The following is a 17,033-nucleotide window of genomic DNA, read 5'->3' on the forward strand; positions in this document are numbered from 1 at the left end:
TTATACATAAAGAGAGGTGAGAGTATTGGATCATACAGCCCCGATAGTGGAAGATGTTTTCGGAATCTCCTGGCTTGATTTTAATATGGCCAATGTCATGATGATCATTGTAACTTCTGCTATTGTATTTGTTATTTGTGTCCTCGGTGCAAGAAAACTTCAGATGAAGCCAACCGGCGCACAGAATGTCATGGAGTGGTTTCTGGATTTCATCAAAGGCATCATCAATGACACCATGGACTGGAAAACCGGAAAACTATTTCTTCCGCTGGCCCTTACATTATTTTCCTATATCCTGGTAGGCAATCTGCTGGGTGTCATCACAAATGGGGTTATAGGCCACGATTTATGGTGGAAATCACCGACTGCAGATGCGGGTATTACCCTCACACTGGCAACAATGGTCATCGTTTTATCTCATTATTATGGAATCAAACTTCGCGGCGGCAAAGAATATATAAAAGATTATGCCCGCCCGGTATGGTTTTTAGTTCCAATCAAGATTGTTGAGGAGTTTTCCAACACCTTAACGCTTGGGCTTCGTCTATTTGGTAACATTTATGCAGGGGAAGTTTTACTGGCGCTGCTGGTAACCCTGACAACAGGGAGCTTTTTAGGATTCTTTGGAGGAGCTATTCCATTCCTCGCATGGCAGGGATTCAGCGTGTTCATTGGCGGAATCCAGGCATTTATCTTCACTATCCTTTCCATGGTTTACATTTCCCATAAGGTTAGTGCAGATCATTAATCAGTGATTCACCCAATTTTGGCAGATCATGCTGCTGGGATTGGATTAATAAAAATTATACTACATTCTTGAGGAGGATTTATATCATGGGAGCATTAGCAGCTGCAATAGCAGTAGGTTTGGCGGCACTTGGTGCTGGTATTGGTAATGGTTTGATCGTAAGTCGTACAGTTGAGGGGATTGCCCGTCAGCCGGAACTTAGAGGTCAATTGCAGACAACCATGTTTATTGGTATCGGACTTGTTGAGGCTGTTCCGATTATCGCCGTGGTTATCGCACTGATCGTAATGGGTGGTTAATAGGTATCAAGAATAATGGCGGAGACCATCTTTAGATAAGATCCTTCGCCGTTGTTTTCATCTGGCAGATATGAGAGCTGCGTCTTTCTTATTCTGCATATGTGCAAAGATTTTGGCAACACCAAAATGTCACCTTGGAAAGAGAAAGGAGTGAATACTGTGCACACATTTGCTAATACGTTAACCATTAACGCTGTGCTTGGCGGACTGCACCTTGGAGATATGCTCGTTCAGCTGTTCTTCTTCCTCGTCTTGCTCTTATTGGTGAGGAAATTTGCCTGGGGACCGGTTATGAACATGATGAAACAACGGGAAGACTACGTTGCCGGGGAAATAGAGTCAGCGGAAAAAAGCCGCGCTGAAGCTGAACAAGCATCCAAAGAAGCACAGGAACGGTTGAATCAGACCAAACAGGAAGCGCAACAGATTGTTGAAGATGCGAAAAATGCCGGAACACGCCAGGAGCGGGAGATTATCGAATCCGCCCGTAAAGAGGCTGCCCGCATTAAAGAAGCTGCGCAGGCTGATATACAAAATGAGCGAGAAAAAGCATTGCAGGCCTTGCAGGATAAAATGGCTACTCTTTCTGTACTTATTGCAAGCAGGGTAATTGAGAAAGAAATCAGTGCACAGGATCAGGAAAAACTGATCAATGACTACATTAAAGAGGTAGGAGAAGAGCTATGAGTGAAGCATTAGTTGCCAAACGGTATGCGGAAGCTCTTTTCCAGCTGGGAAACGAAAAAGGCACACTGGATGCGTTTATAAGCGAGTTCAGCACAGTGAAAGAAGTTTTCCGGACCAATCATGAACTTATTACATTCCTGAAGCATCCTCGTATTAATAATGCGAAGAAGAAACAGTTTCTTGATGAAGTGTTCTCAGGGTTCAGCAAAGATGTCGTAAATACCCTGAAATTGTTAGCGGAACGTCATCGCATCGAGATTACTCCATCCATTATTGATCATTTATTCCAATTCGCAAATGATGCAAAAGGAATTGCTGAAGCAAATGTTTACTCTGTTCGCGAGCTTTCGGATGCGGAAAAAAAGGAGATGGAAAGCTCCTTTGCCAAGCGTTTGAACAAACAGCATGTCCGCTTTAACAACGTGGTGGATCCCACACTCATCGGCGGGATTAAAATCCGCATGGGCAATACGATTTACGACGGTTCGATAAGCGGCAAGCTGAGAAGAATTGAACGGAGCATTGGAACTCGGAACTAATGATGATAGGGGTGAAAGGCTATGAGCATCAATGCTGAAGAGATCAGCACACTTATTAAACAGCAAATCGAATCGTTTGATGCCGACATCCAGGTAAATGATGTCGGGACAGTTATCGAAGTCGGTGACGGGATTGCCCGTGCACACGGACTTGACAATGCTATGGCCGGCGAACTGCTTGAATTCTCCAATGGCGTCATGGGTATGGCGCAAAACCTGGAAGAAAGCAATGTCGGTATCGTTATTCTCGGGCCATACACCGAAATCAAAGAAGGCGATGAAGTTCGCCGCACCGGCCGCATCATGCAGGTACCGGTAGGTGATAATCTGCTTGGCCGTGTGGTCAACCCGCTTGGTCAGCCGATCGATGGTGGCAGAAATATTGAAACGTCAAAAACTCGCCCAATTGAAGGGGCTGCACCTGGGGTTATGGACCGTAAATCGGTTGATGAGCCGTTGCAGACAGGGATCAAGGCAATTGATGCCCTTGTGCCAATTGGCCGCGGGCAGCGTGAATTGATTATCGGAGACAGGCAAACTGGGAAAACTACCGTTGCCGTGGATACGATCATTAATCAAAAAGATCAGGACATTATTAGTATTTATGTAGCAATCGGGCAAAAAGAATCTACCGTCCGAAGCACCGCGGAAACATTCCGCCGTTACGGAGCATTGGAAAAAACGATTATCGTTTCCGCAGGGGCATCCGATCCTGCACCGCTCCAGTATCTTGCTCCATATGCCGGTGTGGCAATGGGAGAAGAATTCATGTATAACGGCAAGCATGTGCTCGTTGTGTTTGATGACTTGTCGAAACAGGCAACTGCATACCGTGAGCTTTCCTTGCTGCTGCGCCGTCCACCAGGCCGTGAAGCATTCCCTGGGGATGTATTCTATATTCACTCACGTTTATTGGAACGTGCGGCGAAATTAAATGATTCGCTGGGCGGGGGTTCTCTGACTGCACTGCCATTTGTGGAGACGCAGGCAGGCGACATCTCAGCTTATATTCCAACCAACGTTATTTCCATTACCGACGGACAGATCTTCCTGCAGTCCGACCTTTTCTTCTCCGGTGTTCGGCCGGCGATTAATGCGGGTCTTTCGGTATCGCGTGTCGGCGGTTCCGCCCAAATTAAAGCGATGAAGAAAGTGGCAGGTACCTTAAGGCTTGACTTGGCTTCCTTCCGTGAATTGGAAGCATTCTCGCAATTCGGTTCTGATCTGGATAAAGCAACACAGGCAAAACTGAACCGCGGGCAGCGCACGGTGGAGATCCTGAAACAAGGTCTGCACAAGCCAATGGCGGTAGAAAAGCAGGTAATGAGTCTGTATGCACTGACAAGAGGTTTCCTTGATGATATTCCAGTAGAAGACGTTTTGCGTTTTGAAGAGGAAATGAATGTATGGATGGACTCCAACCGGACTGAGCTTCTTTCTTCTATCCGTGAAACTGGAAAGCTTCCGGACGAAGAGGAAATGAACGGTGCTGTGGAAGCATTTAAAAAGACATTTTTGCCAAGCAATCAACAATAGTTGAAATGTAACATTTGGAAGCACGCAACCTTTAAGAAGAAAGGCGGTGAAAAGCTTGCCATCACTTAGAGATATTAAAGGCAGAATTGATTCGACATCGAAAACGAAAAAAATCACCTCTGCCATGCAAATGGTCTCGGCATCGAAAATGAGTAAGGCGGAACAGAATGCCAAAGGATTTGTCCCATACAGTGAAAAGATTCAGGACGTTGTTGCCAGTATCGCAAATGGCTCAGACGCGAATCATCCGATGCTTGAAAAGCGGGAAGTGAAAAAAACAGCGTACATGGTGATCACTTCCGACCGCGGTCTGGTCGGGGCATATAACAGCCACGTCTTGAAGTCACTCTATAATACGATTCAGAAAAACCACACGTCCAAGGATGAATATACGATTATTGTGCTTGGACGCATGGGGCATGAGTTCTGCAAAAAACTCGATTTGCCTGTAGCGAACAGCATGCTCGGTCTGGCTGATCAGCCGGAATTCAGTGATATTAAGGAACTGGCTTCAAGCACCGTGCAAATGTTTACAGACGAGGAAATCGATGAACTGCATATTTTCTATAATCATTATGTGAGTGCCATCTCCCAGCAGGTGACATCGAACCAAGTGCTGCCAATTACAGACCTTGGCGGACAGGGAAGTGTGAGCGGCCAGTACGAATATGAGCCGAACGAACAGGAAATCTTAGAAGTTCTGCTTCCACAATATGCCGAGAGTCTGATTTACGGGGCATTACTGGACGGAAAAGCAAGTGAACACGCGGCAAGTATGACGGCAATGCGCAATGCAACCGATAATGCAGAAGAGCTTATCGGCGACTTGACATTGACCTACAACCGCGCACGACAGGCAGCGATCACGCAGGAAATCACCGAGATTGCCGGTGGGGTAGCTGCACTGGAATAATGAATAAAAGTGGAAGCGCCCGTTTAGCTGGTCATTCCTACGCAGGAGATAAAGGAAGCGTACTAGTATCTGGGCGCTGGAACTGGACGAAGACAAGCTGAAAGTTCGTTAGGAGGGAAATCTTTTGAGCAAAGGACTAGTTACAGAAGTAAAAGGGCCTGTCGTTGACGTACGATTCGAAGACGGACAGCTCCCTGACATCTATAATGCTTTAACAGTCCAGATTGAGGGAGAGGACAGCACCAAAGAACCGGCGCTACTCACTCTGGAAGTGGCTTTGCATCTGGGTGATAACAGCGTGCGCACCATCGCCATGGACTCAACGGACGGATTAAAGCGTGGCACCTCAGTGGTGAACACCGGCGGACCGATCTCGGTACCAGTAGGAGACGTTACCCTTAGCCGCGTTTTTAACGTGCTGGGTGATAATATTGATTTGGACGAACCGCTTCCTGCTGATGTACGGAGAGATCCAATTCACCGTGAGGCACCGGAATTCGAAGACCTTACGACCGAAACCGAAATCCTTGAAACAGGAATTAAAGTCGTTGACCTGCTGGCTCCATATGTGAGAGGTGGTAAAATCGGTTTATTTGGGGGTGCGGGTGTCGGAAAAACCGTACTGATCCAGGAACTGATCAACAATATCGCACAGGAACACGGCGGTATTTCCGTATTCGCCGGTGTTGGAGAGCGTACACGTGAAGGTAATGACCTATATTTTGAAATGAAAGACTCTGGTGTAATCGAAAAAACAGCCATGGTATTCGGACAAATGAACGAGCCGCCTGGTGCCCGTATGCGGGTGGCACTCTCAGGTTTGACGATGGCTGAATATTTCCGTGATGAACAGGGACAGGACGTTCTGCTCTTCATTGATAATATTTTCCGGTTTACACAGGCAGGTATGGAGGTATCCGCCCTTCTTGGACGTATGCCATCTGCTGTAGGGTACCAGCCTACACTGGCTTCAGAGATGGGACAATTACAGGAGCGGATCACAACAACTTCCAAGGGTTCTGTTACATCAATCCAGGCGATTTATGTACCGGCGGATGACTACACCGACCCGGCTCCAGCAACAACATTTGCCCACCTTGATGCGACAACCAACCTGGACCGCAGTTTGTCCGAGCAGGGGATATATCCGGCAGTGGACCCGCTTGCTTCCACATCCCGCGCATTGGATCCGGAAGTTGTCGGCGAGGATCACTATCAGGTAGCTGCAGAAGTACAGCAGACCTTGCAGCGCTACAAAGAGCTTCAGGACATTATTGCCATTCTGGGGATGGATGAGCTGGGAGATGAGGATAAGCTGGTCGTTTCACGTGCCCGCCGCATCCAGTTCTTCCTGTCACAGAACTTCCACGTGGCAGAACAGTTTACCGGCCAAAAAGGTTCTTATGTACCTGTTAAAGAAACAGTTGCAGGATTCCGGGAAATCCTGGACGGTAAGTATGACGACCTGCCGGAAGACGCATTTCGACTGGTTGGCCGGATTGAAGAAGTAGTTGAAAAAGCAAAAGGTATGGAATAACAGACTTGCAAAGAAGCATCCGGCCTCGGCTTTTTAGTATAAACTTGCTGATTATGCCGGATGAACTTCATGCAGTCTTTTAGGAGGGGTTGTGAGTGAATACACTGACAGTGAGTGTTGTTACTCCTGATGGCCCGGTATTGGAAGACAGCTTCGAAATGGTCAGCTGTAAGGCAGAAACAGGAGAATTGGGTATTTTACCAGGGCATATTCCATTGGTTGCCCCATTAACCATCAGTTCTGTCCGGCTAAAAAATGGAAATGAAACCAGACAGCTGGCTGTCAGCGGCGGCTTCATGGAAGTGCGGCCGGAAAAACTAACCATTCTCGCCCAAGCTGCTGAACTGCCTGAAGATATTAACGTCGAGCGTGCCAAAGAAGCAAAAACACGTGCAGAACGGCGTCTCCAGGCAAAACAGGACGATATCGATTTCCGACGGGCTGAATTAGCACTCAAACGAGCAATGAATCGCATTGATGTCGGGCAGTAAGGAAAAAATCTCTTATGACATTGGTTGTAAGAGGTTTTTTGCTTTTAAAGAGGGGTTTTCGTTGGACCCCAGTTTTCCTTTCATCTAAATTACTTCGGGCAATATTCTCCAATTTCCTGTCGATATTTCCCGGGAAATGAAATTACCTGATGGTTTCTTCGCACGATTCGACGTTATCTATAACTATAAAGAAAGAGGTGATCGTATGTTTGGGATTGGACAATTAGCGCTGGTCAGTATTATTTCCCATATTATTTTTATCATATTGGCATGGTATGTGATAACAAAAGCGATAAATCTGGAGCCATTGCTGCGGAAAGGCAAAATCACTGAAGCACGCGTGCTCATCGTTTTCCTGACGATTATTATCGGAGCGGGTGTGAGTAATTTCTTTTTGCAGATCTTACAGTGGTCAAGACAGTTGTTATTTTTATTTTAATCCGACACTTAGGAAATCCCTTACATCACGAGGTGTTTCTCGTAAACTGGCAATCTGTCGAAATAAGTTTTGTATATTGATTGATTTCCCTGTCCATACTATTGAAAACGATAGTACGGAGAGGGTTTTTTTATGAAAAAAACGGGAATGATTAGTTTGTTATTGCTTTTGCTGCTGACTACGAAAGCTGCTGCTGTAGTGCCGTATTCTGATGAGATGACTGACCTGGCGGCGATTGTTCAGGCACAGGACCTTCGCGTAGAGAATTGGGAGGTCATGATACGGGAAGATCTTGCCAGAGAGGAAGCAAAGCAAGTTATCGCTGATCTGAAAAATAGTCATAAAGTCACTACCGATAAGAATGAAAATAGGGTAAAATATTCCTTTGTGAGCAGACAAAAAACGGATGGGATTACCGAACAATTTAATGTTGTCATTCCCCGGGACGAACAGCATTCAGCCCGGTTCATTGGTGTGCTCAAAGGTACATACTGGAGCGAACAGGTCAAAGCGAGCTATCTAAAAAAAGCTCCAGGGATGAAAGCAGAATTCTTCTCTGAATCGACACAAAAATTCACTTGGCTTAAAGCAAAAAATAGTGGTATAATAAATAATGATTATTTTTTACAAAACGTGACAGAAATCTTAGGTGTTCAACATGTTTTGACACAACATGAAAATAATGCTAATTCGGTGCATGAAAAAATTGTATACGGGTATACACCACTATGGAAAGAAAAAATCTCCCTTAATAATACACCAATGAATCTGCAGATAGCTGTCAAAGAAGACGCAAAAGGGAACCCGGCATACATCATAGGAACACCTATCCTAATACATGAATATTAATATAATGAAATTGTTTTGAAGGAGAATTAAAATATGGAGAAAATCATCGTAAGAGGTGGACACCGATTAAATGGCACCGTTAAAGTGGAAGGTGCAAAAAATGCAGTGCTTCCCGTCATTGCAGCAAGTCTTATCGCAAGTGAAGGAAAAAGTCAGATCAAAGATGTGCCAAACCTGGCTGATGTTTATACGATTAATGAAGTACTGCGTAATATGAACGCTGATGTAAGTTTTCAAAATAATACCGTGGCAGTTGATGCCTCAAAAAGGCTTTTCACGGAAGCTCCTTCTGAATATGTCCGGAAAATGCGGGCATCTGTCCTCGTCTTGGGGCCGCTCTTGGCGCGCTACGGGCATGCAAAAGTCGCTATGCCGGGCGGATGCGCAATTGGCTCACGTCCCATTGACCTTCATCTGAAAGGGTTTGAGGCCATGGGTGCAGACGTCCATGTAGGCAATGGCTATGTTGAAGCCACAGTAAATGGGCGTCTTCAAGGTGCGAAAATCTATCTGGATATGCCAAGTGTAGGAGCTACGGAAAATATCATGATGGCAGCTGCGCTGGCAGAAGGCAAAACAATTATCGAGAATTGCGCCAAAGAACCAGAGATTGTTGATTTGGCAAACTTTTTGAACAAAATGGGAGCCAAGATCGTTGGTGCAGGTACAGAAACCATCCGCATCACAGGGGTTGAGAAACTGCTCGGCACCGAGCATTCAATCATCCCGGACAGAGTAGAAGCTGGCACATTTATGATTGCTGCAGCTATAACAGGCGGAAATGTGCTGATTGAAAATGCTGAGGCCGATCATCTTCGCTCCGTTATCTCCAAACTGGAGGAAATGAACGTCCAAGTGCAGGAAGAAGGCGATGGACTGCGGGTAATTGGTCCGGAAGAATTAAAAGCTACGGATATAAAAACACTGCCACATCCCGGCTTCCCCACAGATATGCAATCCCAAATGATGGCATTGATGCTGAGCGCACAGGGTACAAGTATTATCACCGAGACGGTGTTTGAGAATCGCTTCATGCATGTGGAGGAATTCCGCCGCATGAATGCAAGCATGAAAATTGAAGGACGCAGTGTCATCATCGAAGGCGGCAGCCAGCTGCAGGGAGCAGAAGTGGCAGCAACCGATTTGCGCGCCGCAGCAGCCCTGATTCTGTCAGGACTGAACGCCGAAGGGTATACCCGCGTAACAGAACTAAAACACCTGGACCGCGGCTATGTTGACCTTGCCGGCAAACTTGCTGCATTGGGTGCAGACATTGAGCGTGTTGACAAAAACGGCGATGTCATCAAGCCATTGACAGAAATGAGCTACGAGCCAAGCGAAGTTATAGCAAAATCATCTTAAATTTAATCATATGAGTATATGCAAAAACAGATGGGTCGTTCGCGGCTTCATCTGTTTTTTTGTTTTGGGGTGGGAGATATAGCAGAAACAGTAAAAAAATAATAATTATCCTAAACATTTAGGCTGGGAGGGCAGAATTTCTTTATAACCAAAAAGAAAAAATCGTTAAGCTTATTGTTAAATAAATATTAATAGTTATAATATAATTACTAAAAAGCGTTTAATTTACAGTAGCATCCAATACCGTATTTATCAACAAGACCTTAAAATTTCATCTAATTTGTAGGGGGTACAATATGAATAGGGCTATTTCCCTTTTAATGATTTTGATCATGCTATTGGCCGCTTGTAATGGTTCACAAGGAAGCTATGCCATAATTGTTACATACAATAATATTGAATATAGTGGTTCCGAGGAAAGCATAAATGATTACGAAATTGACATGAAAATTGGACAGGTTAGAGAAAAAGTAAAGGCGAGCAGTAATCCTAAAAATAACCAATCTAATTTCTTTGAAGAGGGTTCGGTTATTTATTCTGTTAAAAATGAGACTGATTTTATAATTGTAGAAAATACCAACGGAGATAAATATTTACTTAAGAAAAACCCACTTCAAAAAAACAGAGGTTTAGATAATTGAACTCACATTTCGCATGCCCAACATGCCTTCAGCCGCTCTATGCGTGGAGTTAGCCCTTGAGAGATTCGAACTTCCACACCCGGAATCAAGCGACAACTTCTGACCCCAGATCAAAAACTTCCGGGCGAGAATGAATATCGCTCAAATCACGCACTCCCAACCCAAAATCAAGGAAACAACATCCACTCAATCATTCCACCCCCGCCACAACAGCTTCCAACGAAAAATATCAACTAATTATACCAAAATGACAAAAATTATCTTTTTATTTAAAACTATCTATGGTAGAATAAGAGAAACCTGATTTCAATGGAGGGATGACCAAATTGAAATTATATATCACGGCGGACATGGAAGGGATTACGGGGCTTGCGGATGAAACGTTTGTAGACTCGAGCAGGCATAACTATGAACGCGGCCGTCGAATCATGACACAGGAAGTGAATGTCATCCTAAAGGCAGCCTATGCTCATGGGGCTAAATCAATTCTAGTCAATGACAGTCATTCAAAAATGAATAATCTTCTCATAGAGGAACTGCATCCGGAAGCCCAGCTGATTACTGGAGATGTGAAGCCATACTCAATGGTGCAGGGACTGGATAATACATATGATGGGGCATTTTTCGTTGGTTATCATGCAAGAGCCGGGACGTTTGGAGTGATGTCCCATGCGATGGTGCATGCAATAAGAAATTTTTCCATGGGCGGCGAGCGAATGGGCGAGATGGGGATGAACGCCTATTTGGCCGGCTACTACGGGGTGCCGGTACTGTTGGTGGCTGGCGACGATCAAGCGGTGAAAGAAGCGCAGGAGCTGATCCCGGAAGTGACGACAGCTGCGGTGAAAGAAACGATTTCCCGCTCGGCAGTGAAAAGCCTGACACCGGCAAAAGCAGGGGAGCTGCTGGCAGAACGAACAGCCGCGGCTTTGGCAAACAAAGACAAGGTAAAGCCACTACGTCCCCCAGAGAACCCGGAGCTGAAAATTGAGTTTACCAATTACGGCCAGGCAGAGTGGGCACATTTGATGCCAGGTACCAGTCTTGACCCCGAAGAGCCTGTCGTTACCTATCAGGCAAAAGACGTGCGGGAAGCTTATCAGGCCATGCTGGTCATGACCGAACTGGCGATGCGGACCGCCTTTTCCTAATGAAGCAGCGGTACAACTTAATTTTTCGGAATATAGCGTAAAAGAGAGCGATCTGACTGAGAAACTCGGTCGACCATCAATTTAAAATGTAAGTGCTTACACTATACTTACACAGCCTAGAAAGTTCCTGGTAAGTTCTTATCTTCGAGAATCGGACATAAAAACATATAAAGGGAAGGACACATGCGTCTTCTCATTTGGGGGTGTGATACATGCTTCGTTACATACTAAAACGCTTACTTATTATGCTGGTTACTTTATGGATCATTGTTACCCTTACGTTCGTGCTAATGGTCAGCATCCCGGGTTCTCCTTTTAACAGCGAAAGGGCGACAAATGAGGCAGTACAGGCGAACCTGGAAGCACATTACAACCTGGATGAGCCGTATCACATCCAGTACATGCTTTACTTGAAATCGATTGTCACGTTTGATTTCGGGCCATCGATCAAGCAGCCGAACCAGACGGTCAATGATCTCTTGGGAAGAGGGTTTCCCGTCTCATTTGAACTCGGTATGGTTTCCATTATTTTCGCTGTGATATCTGGAATCGTGCTGGGTATTCTCGCGGCACTCAAGCATAACGGCATGATTGACTATCTGGCGATGACGTTTGCCGTATTAGGCATCTCGATTCCCAACTTTGTGCTGGCGACGATGCTGATTCAGCAGCTTGCGGTAAATGTGGAAATTTTCCCTGTAGCTACATGGGATAGCCCGGCCCATATGATCTTGCCGGTGATTGCGCTTGGGACGACGCCGATGGCGATTATTGCCAGGCTGACACGTTCCACGATGCTGGAGGTTCTGACACAGGATTATATTAAAATGGCTCGTGCCAAAGGACTTTCTCCGTGGAAAATTATTGTCAAGCATGCACTTAGAAACGCGCTGATGCCCGTGGTCACGATTATGGGGACATTACTCGCCGGTATTCTGACAGGCACCTTTGTCATTGAAGAAATTTTTGCGATTCCTGGGATGGGACAATACTTCGTGGAAAGCATCAACCAGCGGGATTACCCGGTGATCATGGGCACAACGGTATTTTACAGCGCCTTTCTGATTGTGATGCTGTTTTTGGTGGATATTGCCTACGGGATTCTGGATCCCCGCATTAAAATGAATTCTAAGGGAGGGGATTAGATGGCTTCTGTGGACACCAATCAGCCGGACCGCTCGCCTGTAGAGGTTACCGATGACTTGTTCCGCTGGAAGGAGCGGGACAAAGAGGCTGCAGAAACCGTATCCAGACCATCCCTCTCCTACTGGAAGGATGCCTGGCAGCGGCTGAGGAAAAACAAGCTGGCAATGGGCGGTCTTATATTCCTTATCTTTCTGACACTTATGGCGATATTCGGGCCGATTATTTCGCCGCATGATGTAAACGAACAGGATTTGCCCAACCAATATCAGCCGCCATCTGCCGAGCATTGGTTTGGCACCGATAGTGCCGGCCGGGACGTGTTTACAAGGACCTGGTATGGAGCAAGAATTTCCCTGTTTGTCGGGTTGATGGCCGCATTGATTGATGTCGGAATCGGGATAATTTATGGCGGTATTTCCGGATATAAAGGCGGCCGGACTGACAGCTCGATGATGCGGATTGTGGAGATTTTGTACGGCTTGCCATATTTATTGATTGTTATTTTACTGTTGGTTGTGCTCGGACCGAGTCTGGCAACGATTATCATCGCCTTATCGGTCACCGGCTGGGTTGGGATGGCGCGAATTGTGCGGGGACAGGTGCTGCAGATCAAGAACTATGAATTTGTCCTCGCTTCTCAGTCATTTGGCGCCAAGACCTTCAGGATCATACGGAAAAATCTGCTGCCCAACACGATGGGACCGATTATTGTGTCACTGACCCTGACCGTGCCAAGTGCGATTTTTGCTGAGGCGTTCCTGAGTTTTATCGGGCTGGGAATCCAGGCGCCGCATGCCAGCTGGGGTGTGATGACAAATGATGCACTCGGGGCGATTCTTTCAGGAGATTGGTGGGTATTGTTTGCGCCAGCGTTTTTCATCTCGGTAACGATGTTTGCATTTAACGTATTAGGGGACGGTCTGCAGGATGCCCTTGACCCGAAATTAAGGAAGTAGGTGGCAGTATGGAAAAAATTCTGGAAGTGGAAAACCTGCATGTAACCTTTACCACTTACGGGGGCACTGTGAAGGCGGTTCGCGGGGTAGATTTCCACCTGCATAGGGGAGAGACACTTGCGATTGTCGGCGAATCGGGCTGCGGCAAAAGTGTCACATCCAATGCGATTATGCGGCTGATCCCTGACCCGCCCGGCAAGATTTCGGCGGGGACGATCACCTTTCAGGGCAAGGATTTGACCAAAGCTCCGGAAAAAGAAATGCGGCGGATCCGTGGGGTGGATATTTCGATGATCTTCCAAGATCCGATGACTGCGCTTAACCCGACATTGACGATTGGCACTCAGCTGATGGAAGGCCTGCGGGAACACCGTAATATCAGCGGGGATGAGGCTAAAAAGCGTGCGCTTGAGATGCTTGACCTTGTGGGCATTCCCAACCCCGAGGAGCGGTTAAAGCAATATCCGCACCAGCTGAGCGGTGGCATGCGGCAGCGGATTGTCATTGCTATTGCACTAATCTGTGATCCGGACCTGCTGATTGCCGACGAACCGACAACAGCTCTTGATGTGACGATACAGGCGCAGATTCTCGAGTTATTTGAAAAAATCCAGGAAACCACTGGTGTCGCGATCATTCTCATTACCCATGACCTTGGGGTGGTGGCCAAGATCGCTGACAGAATTGCGGTGATGTATGCAGGAAAAATCATAGAAGAAGGCACCAAGCGGGAGATTTTTTACGAGGCCGAACATCCCTATACACAGGGGCTTTTGAAGTCGGTGCCGCGTTTGGATATGCAGGGGGAGGCACTTACCCCGATTGATGGAACACCACCGGATTTATTCTCACCTCCGATAGGATGTCCGTTTACAGCCAGATGTCCTTTTGCCATGGAGGTGTGTGATAAAGTTTATCCTGAACATTCGAGCCTGACGGAAACCCATTCGGTCGATTGCTGGATGCAGGATGAACGGGCTAAACAATTGCTGGCTGCATCTGCCGGCACCAAAAATTAAGGGGGGTTTTAAAGGATGAAGAAGTTACTGGCAAGTCTGCTTTTGGTCCTTATGGTGATGGTTCTTGCAGCCTGTACCACAGGCAGTGATGCAGGACAGGAAGAACCGGCGGACGACAACGAAGCAGAAGCAACGGAAAATGGAAGCAATGAGTCAGATGGTACAGAAGAAGCGAGCGGAGAAAATGTACTCTATCTGAATAACGGAGAAGAGCCGACCTCATTTAATCCGCCAATCGGATTTGACGAGGTATCCTGGCTGCCGCTGAACCAACTGATGGAGGGGCTGACACGCTTAGGCGAGGATCATACACCACAGCCGGCGATGGCCGAAGAGTGGGAGGTCTCTGATGATGGGACGGTCTACACCTTCCATCTTCGTGAAGATGCCAACTGGTCCAATGGCGATCCCGTTACGGCACAGGATTTTGTCTTTGCCTGGGAGCAGCTGCTTAATCCGGAAACAGGTTCACCTGCTGCCTTTCTCGGCTATTTTATCAAAGGCGGAGAAGCCTACAATAGCGGAGAAGGTTCAGCCGAAGATCTTGGCCTGACCGCAGTGGATGAGAAAACCTTTGAAGTAGAACTGGAATCACCGACTGGCTTCTTCCTGCATGTGGTGACCAACCCGGCATTCTTCCCGATCAATCATCAGGTAGCAGAAGAAAATCCGGAATGGCATGCGGAAGCAGAGTCGTTTGTTGCTAACGGCCCGTTCCTATTGGAGTCGTGGGCACATGACAGTGAAATGGTGTTTGCCAAAAACCCGGAATATTGGGATGCAGATGCCGTGAGCCTGGATAAAATTCACTGGGCGATGGTCAATGACACGAATACACAGTACCAGATGTTTGAAACAGGCGAGCTGGATATTGGTGCCATCCCACCGGAATTATCCGACCAGCTGATTGACGGCGAAAATGTAACGATTGATCCATTGGGCGGGCTGGAGTTCTACCGTTTCAATGTAACTGAAGAGCCTTTCCAGAACAAGAAAATCCGCCAAGCCTTTGCATTGGCGATCAACCAGGGGGATATTGCTGAATATGTCGTAAAAAATGGCGTAGAACCGGCATATGGTTTCGTTTCCCCAGGATTTATCAGCCCATCCGGAGAGGACTTCCGTGAAGTGAACGGGGACCTGGTAGGATTTGATGCAGAACAGGCCCAGCAGCTCTTGCAAGAAGGAATGGAAGAGGAAGGCTATGATGAACTGCCGCCAATCACCTTGTCCTATAATACAGCTGACTTGAACAAGTCGATTGCAGAAACGATGCAAAGCATGCTGAGTGAAAACCTTGGTGTCGAGGTAACACTGGAAAACACGGAATGGAATGTGTTCCTGGAAGACCAGAAAAATCTGCAGCATCAGTTCTCCCGCAGCTCATTCCTGTTTGACTATGCGGATCCGGTGAACTTCCTGGAAAGTTTTACCACGGAATCGTCGATGAACCGTACGGGCTGGTCCAACGAAGAATATGACCAGCTGATCGCTGATATCAAGGCAGAAACCAATGAGGAAGCGCGCTGGGAATTGATGTATGAAGCAGAAAAACTGCTGGCAGAGGAAATGCCAATTCTGCCACTACGCTACTACAACCAAGTATTTATTCAGCAAGAAGGGGTATCCGGGGTTTTACGCCATCCTGTAGGCTATGCCGATTTCAAACACGCGGAAAAGCAATAAACATGGAAGAAGGAATGGCTCAAATTGGGCCGCTCCTTCTTTCTGTACATAAGATCAATCTGTTACTTAACATAGTGAAAACCAAGGAGAGGAAGCGGAGTATGATTCGTCCACAGCACTTAAACGAAGGAGACACCATTGGAATTGTCGCGCCATCCGGACCGGTGCAGCGGGAGAAGCTTGAACGGGCTCTGCCGTTTTTTGAGGGACTTGGTCTGCATGTGAAGCTTGGCAAGCATGTATTCCGCGGCTATGGATACCTGGCCGGGACAGATGCGGAGCGGCTGGAAGATTTCCATGAAATGATCGCGGACCCGGAAGTCAAAGCCGTGATCTGTGCTCGCGGTGGTTATGGCGCAGGGCGGATCGTCCCTCACCTTGATTTTGAATTAATCAGAACCAATCCTAAGATTATCTGGGGATACAGTGATATTACGTATCTGCATACGGCAATCCGGCAGCAAACCGGGCTGGTAACCTTTCACGGGCCAATGCCAGCCTCGGATATTGCCAAGGAGCAGTTTGATGATTTGTCGGCCCAGATGTTTAGACAGTTGTTTCAGCCGGCAGATCTCGTTTACTCGGAAAAAATTGCACCGCTTTATGCGAATTGTTCTGCCCCGGCAGAGGGGGAACTGGTTGGCGGGAATCTTTCACTGCTGGTGAGCACATTGGGTACGCCTTATGAAATAGAGACGGCGGGTAAAATTCTGCTGCTGGAAGATATCGGGGAAGAGCCTTACCGGGTGGACGGCATGCTGAATCAGTTGAAACTGGCGGGGAAACTTTCTGGAGTGGCAGGCATTGCGATCGGCGATTTTTCCGGGGGTGAGCCTTCGAAGGATCCGTCCCTATTGCTTAATGATGTATTTGATCATTATTTATATCAACTGAATGTCCCTGTTCTCAGTGGCTTTCGCATCGGGCATTGCCTGCCGCATTTTGCCGTACCGCTTGGCACGAGGGCCATTCTTTCCGGAGCAGAAAAACAACTAAAAATAAAGGCAGGCGTCTGCTGAGTTTCAGGAGGTGAA

General features: G+C 47.0%; 18 protein-coding genes. All 18 read left to right on the forward strand.

Annotated elements, in window-relative coordinates; translation table 11 throughout:
- The first annotated feature begins 25 nt into the window (after positions 1 to 25).
- Positions 26 to 748, forward strand: a complete 723-nt coding sequence (atpB, locus tag CEG13_RS00945; RefSeq protein ID WP_100009895.1) for a F0F1 ATP synthase subunit A — start codon at positions 26 to 28, stop codon at positions 746 to 748.
- 86 nt (positions 749 to 834) lie between these two features.
- The gene (atpE, locus tag CEG13_RS00950; RefSeq protein WP_100009896.1) at positions 835 to 1,047 is read left to right on the forward strand and encodes a F0F1 ATP synthase subunit C; all 213 of its coding nucleotides are present in this window, start codon (positions 835 to 837) and stop codon (positions 1,045 to 1,047) included.
- Between the two features lie 126 nt (positions 1,048 to 1,173).
- Positions 1,174 to 1,734 (forward strand): F0F1 ATP synthase subunit B, encoded by a 561-nt coding sequence (gene atpF / locus CEG13_RS00955; RefSeq protein ID WP_100010535.1) that lies wholly within the window; start codon positions 1,174 to 1,176, stop codon positions 1,732 to 1,734.
- Positions 1,731 to 2,273, forward strand: coding sequence for a F0F1 ATP synthase subunit delta (locus CEG13_RS00960; RefSeq protein ID WP_100009897.1), 543 nt, complete (start codon positions 1,731 to 1,733; stop codon positions 2,271 to 2,273). The genes atpF and CEG13_RS00960 overlap by 4 nt, the downstream gene beginning before the upstream one ends.
- 21 nt (positions 2,274 to 2,294) lie before the next feature.
- A complete protein-coding gene (gene atpA / locus CEG13_RS00965; RefSeq protein WP_100009898.1) occupies positions 2,295 to 3,809 on the forward strand; it encodes a F0F1 ATP synthase subunit alpha in 1,515 nt (504 codons plus the stop codon).
- A gap of 55 nt (positions 3,810 to 3,864) precedes the next feature.
- Entirely contained in the window at positions 3,865 to 4,722 is an 858-nt protein-coding gene (atpG, locus tag CEG13_RS00970; protein WP_100009899.1) for an ATP synthase F1 subunit gamma, read from the forward strand.
- Between the two features lie 124 nt (positions 4,723 to 4,846).
- A complete protein-coding gene (atpD, locus tag CEG13_RS00975; RefSeq protein ID WP_100009900.1) occupies positions 4,847 to 6,259 on the forward strand; it encodes a F0F1 ATP synthase subunit beta in 1,413 nt (470 codons plus the stop codon).
- Between the two features lie 95 nt (positions 6,260 to 6,354).
- The gene (locus CEG13_RS00980; protein WP_100009901.1) at positions 6,355 to 6,750 is read left to right on the forward strand and encodes a F0F1 ATP synthase subunit epsilon; all 396 of its coding nucleotides are present in this window, start codon (positions 6,355 to 6,357) and stop codon (positions 6,748 to 6,750) included.
- Positions 6,751 to 6,955: 205 nt separating this feature from the next.
- Positions 6,956 to 7,189, forward strand: coding sequence for a DUF1146 family protein (locus CEG13_RS00985; protein WP_100009902.1), 234 nt, complete (start codon positions 6,956 to 6,958; stop codon positions 7,187 to 7,189).
- Between the two features lie 132 nt (positions 7,190 to 7,321).
- Positions 7,322 to 8,038, forward strand: coding sequence for a YwmB family TATA-box binding protein (locus tag CEG13_RS00990; protein WP_100009903.1), 717 nt, complete (start codon positions 7,322 to 7,324; stop codon positions 8,036 to 8,038).
- 33 nt (positions 8,039 to 8,071) lie between these two features.
- Complete coding sequence (gene murA / locus CEG13_RS00995; protein WP_100009904.1) at positions 8,072 to 9,400, forward strand: UDP-N-acetylglucosamine 1-carboxyvinyltransferase; 1,329 nt, start codon at positions 8,072 to 8,074, stop codon at positions 9,398 to 9,400.
- 296 nt (positions 9,401 to 9,696) lie between these two features.
- Positions 9,697 to 10,041, forward strand: coding sequence for a hypothetical protein (locus CEG13_RS01000; RefSeq protein ID WP_100009905.1), 345 nt, complete (start codon positions 9,697 to 9,699; stop codon positions 10,039 to 10,041).
- 326 nt (positions 10,042 to 10,367) lie between these two features.
- Entirely contained in the window at positions 10,368 to 11,192 is an 825-nt protein-coding gene (locus CEG13_RS01005; protein ID WP_100010536.1) for a M55 family metallopeptidase, read from the forward strand.
- Between the two features lie 212 nt (positions 11,193 to 11,404).
- Entirely contained in the window at positions 11,405 to 12,337 is a 933-nt protein-coding gene (locus CEG13_RS01010; RefSeq protein ID WP_100009906.1) for an ABC transporter permease, read from the forward strand.
- Positions 12,338 to 13,294 carry an ABC transporter permease gene (locus CEG13_RS01015; protein WP_100009907.1) on the forward strand — a complete coding sequence of 319 codons (957 nt, stop codon included), beginning with the start codon at positions 12,338 to 12,340 and terminating at the stop codon, positions 13,292 to 13,294.
- Positions 13,295 to 13,302: 8 nt separating this feature from the next.
- Positions 13,303 to 14,313: an ABC transporter ATP-binding protein gene (locus tag CEG13_RS01020; RefSeq protein WP_100009908.1), complete on the forward strand. Its 1,011-nt coding sequence runs from the start codon at positions 13,303 to 13,305 to the stop codon at positions 14,311 to 14,313.
- A 15-nt stretch (positions 14,314 to 14,328) separates the two neighbouring features.
- Positions 14,329 to 15,999: a peptide ABC transporter substrate-binding protein gene (locus tag CEG13_RS01025; RefSeq protein ID WP_100009909.1), complete on the forward strand. Its 1,671-nt coding sequence runs from the start codon at positions 14,329 to 14,331 to the stop codon at positions 15,997 to 15,999.
- Between the two features lie 101 nt (positions 16,000 to 16,100).
- The gene (locus tag CEG13_RS01030) at positions 16,101 to 17,018 is read left to right on the forward strand and encodes a S66 peptidase family protein (RefSeq protein ID WP_100009910.1); all 918 of its coding nucleotides are present in this window, start codon (positions 16,101 to 16,103) and stop codon (positions 17,016 to 17,018) included.
- Positions 17,019 to 17,033: the final 15 nt, after the last annotated feature.

The organism is Lentibacillus sediminis (assembly GCF_002763455.1).
In the GTDB taxonomy this organism is placed as follows: domain Bacteria; phylum Bacillota; class Bacilli; order Bacillales; family Amphibacillaceae; genus Lentibacillus_D; species Lentibacillus_D sediminis_A.

Coding starts and splice junctions, on each gene's coding strand:
- atpF (WP_100010535.1), top strand. CDS start 1,174: ATGTCACCTTGGAAAGAGAAAGGAGTGAATACTGTGCACACATTTGCT.
- CEG13_RS00990 (WP_100009903.1), top strand. CDS start 7,322: ATGAAAAAAACGGGAATGATTAGTTTGTTATTGCTTTTGCTGCTGACT.
- CEG13_RS01020 (WP_100009908.1), top strand. CDS start 13,303: ATGGAAAAAATTCTGGAAGTGGAAAACCTGCATGTAACCTTTACCACT.
- atpA (WP_100009898.1), top strand. CDS start 2,295: ATGAGCATCAATGCTGAAGAGATCAGCACACTTATTAAACAGCAAATC.
- CEG13_RS01000 (WP_100009905.1), top strand. CDS start 9,697: ATGAATAGGGCTATTTCCCTTTTAATGATTTTGATCATGCTATTGGCC.
- atpE (WP_100009896.1), top strand. CDS start 835: ATGGGAGCATTAGCAGCTGCAATAGCAGTAGGTTTGGCGGCACTTGGT.
- CEG13_RS01025 (WP_100009909.1), top strand. CDS start 14,329: ATGAAGAAGTTACTGGCAAGTCTGCTTTTGGTCCTTATGGTGATGGTT.
- CEG13_RS01015 (WP_100009907.1), top strand. CDS start 12,338: ATGGCTTCTGTGGACACCAATCAGCCGGACCGCTCGCCTGTAGAGGTT.
- murA (WP_100009904.1), top strand. CDS start 8,072: ATGGAGAAAATCATCGTAAGAGGTGGACACCGATTAAATGGCACCGTT.
- CEG13_RS00960 (WP_100009897.1), top strand. CDS start 1,731: ATGAGTGAAGCATTAGTTGCCAAACGGTATGCGGAAGCTCTTTTCCAG.
- CEG13_RS01010 (WP_100009906.1), top strand. CDS start 11,405: ATGCTTCGTTACATACTAAAACGCTTACTTATTATGCTGGTTACTTTA.
- CEG13_RS01030 (WP_100009910.1), top strand. CDS start 16,101: ATGATTCGTCCACAGCACTTAAACGAAGGAGACACCATTGGAATTGTC.
- CEG13_RS00985 (WP_100009902.1), top strand. CDS start 6,956: ATGTTTGGGATTGGACAATTAGCGCTGGTCAGTATTATTTCCCATATT.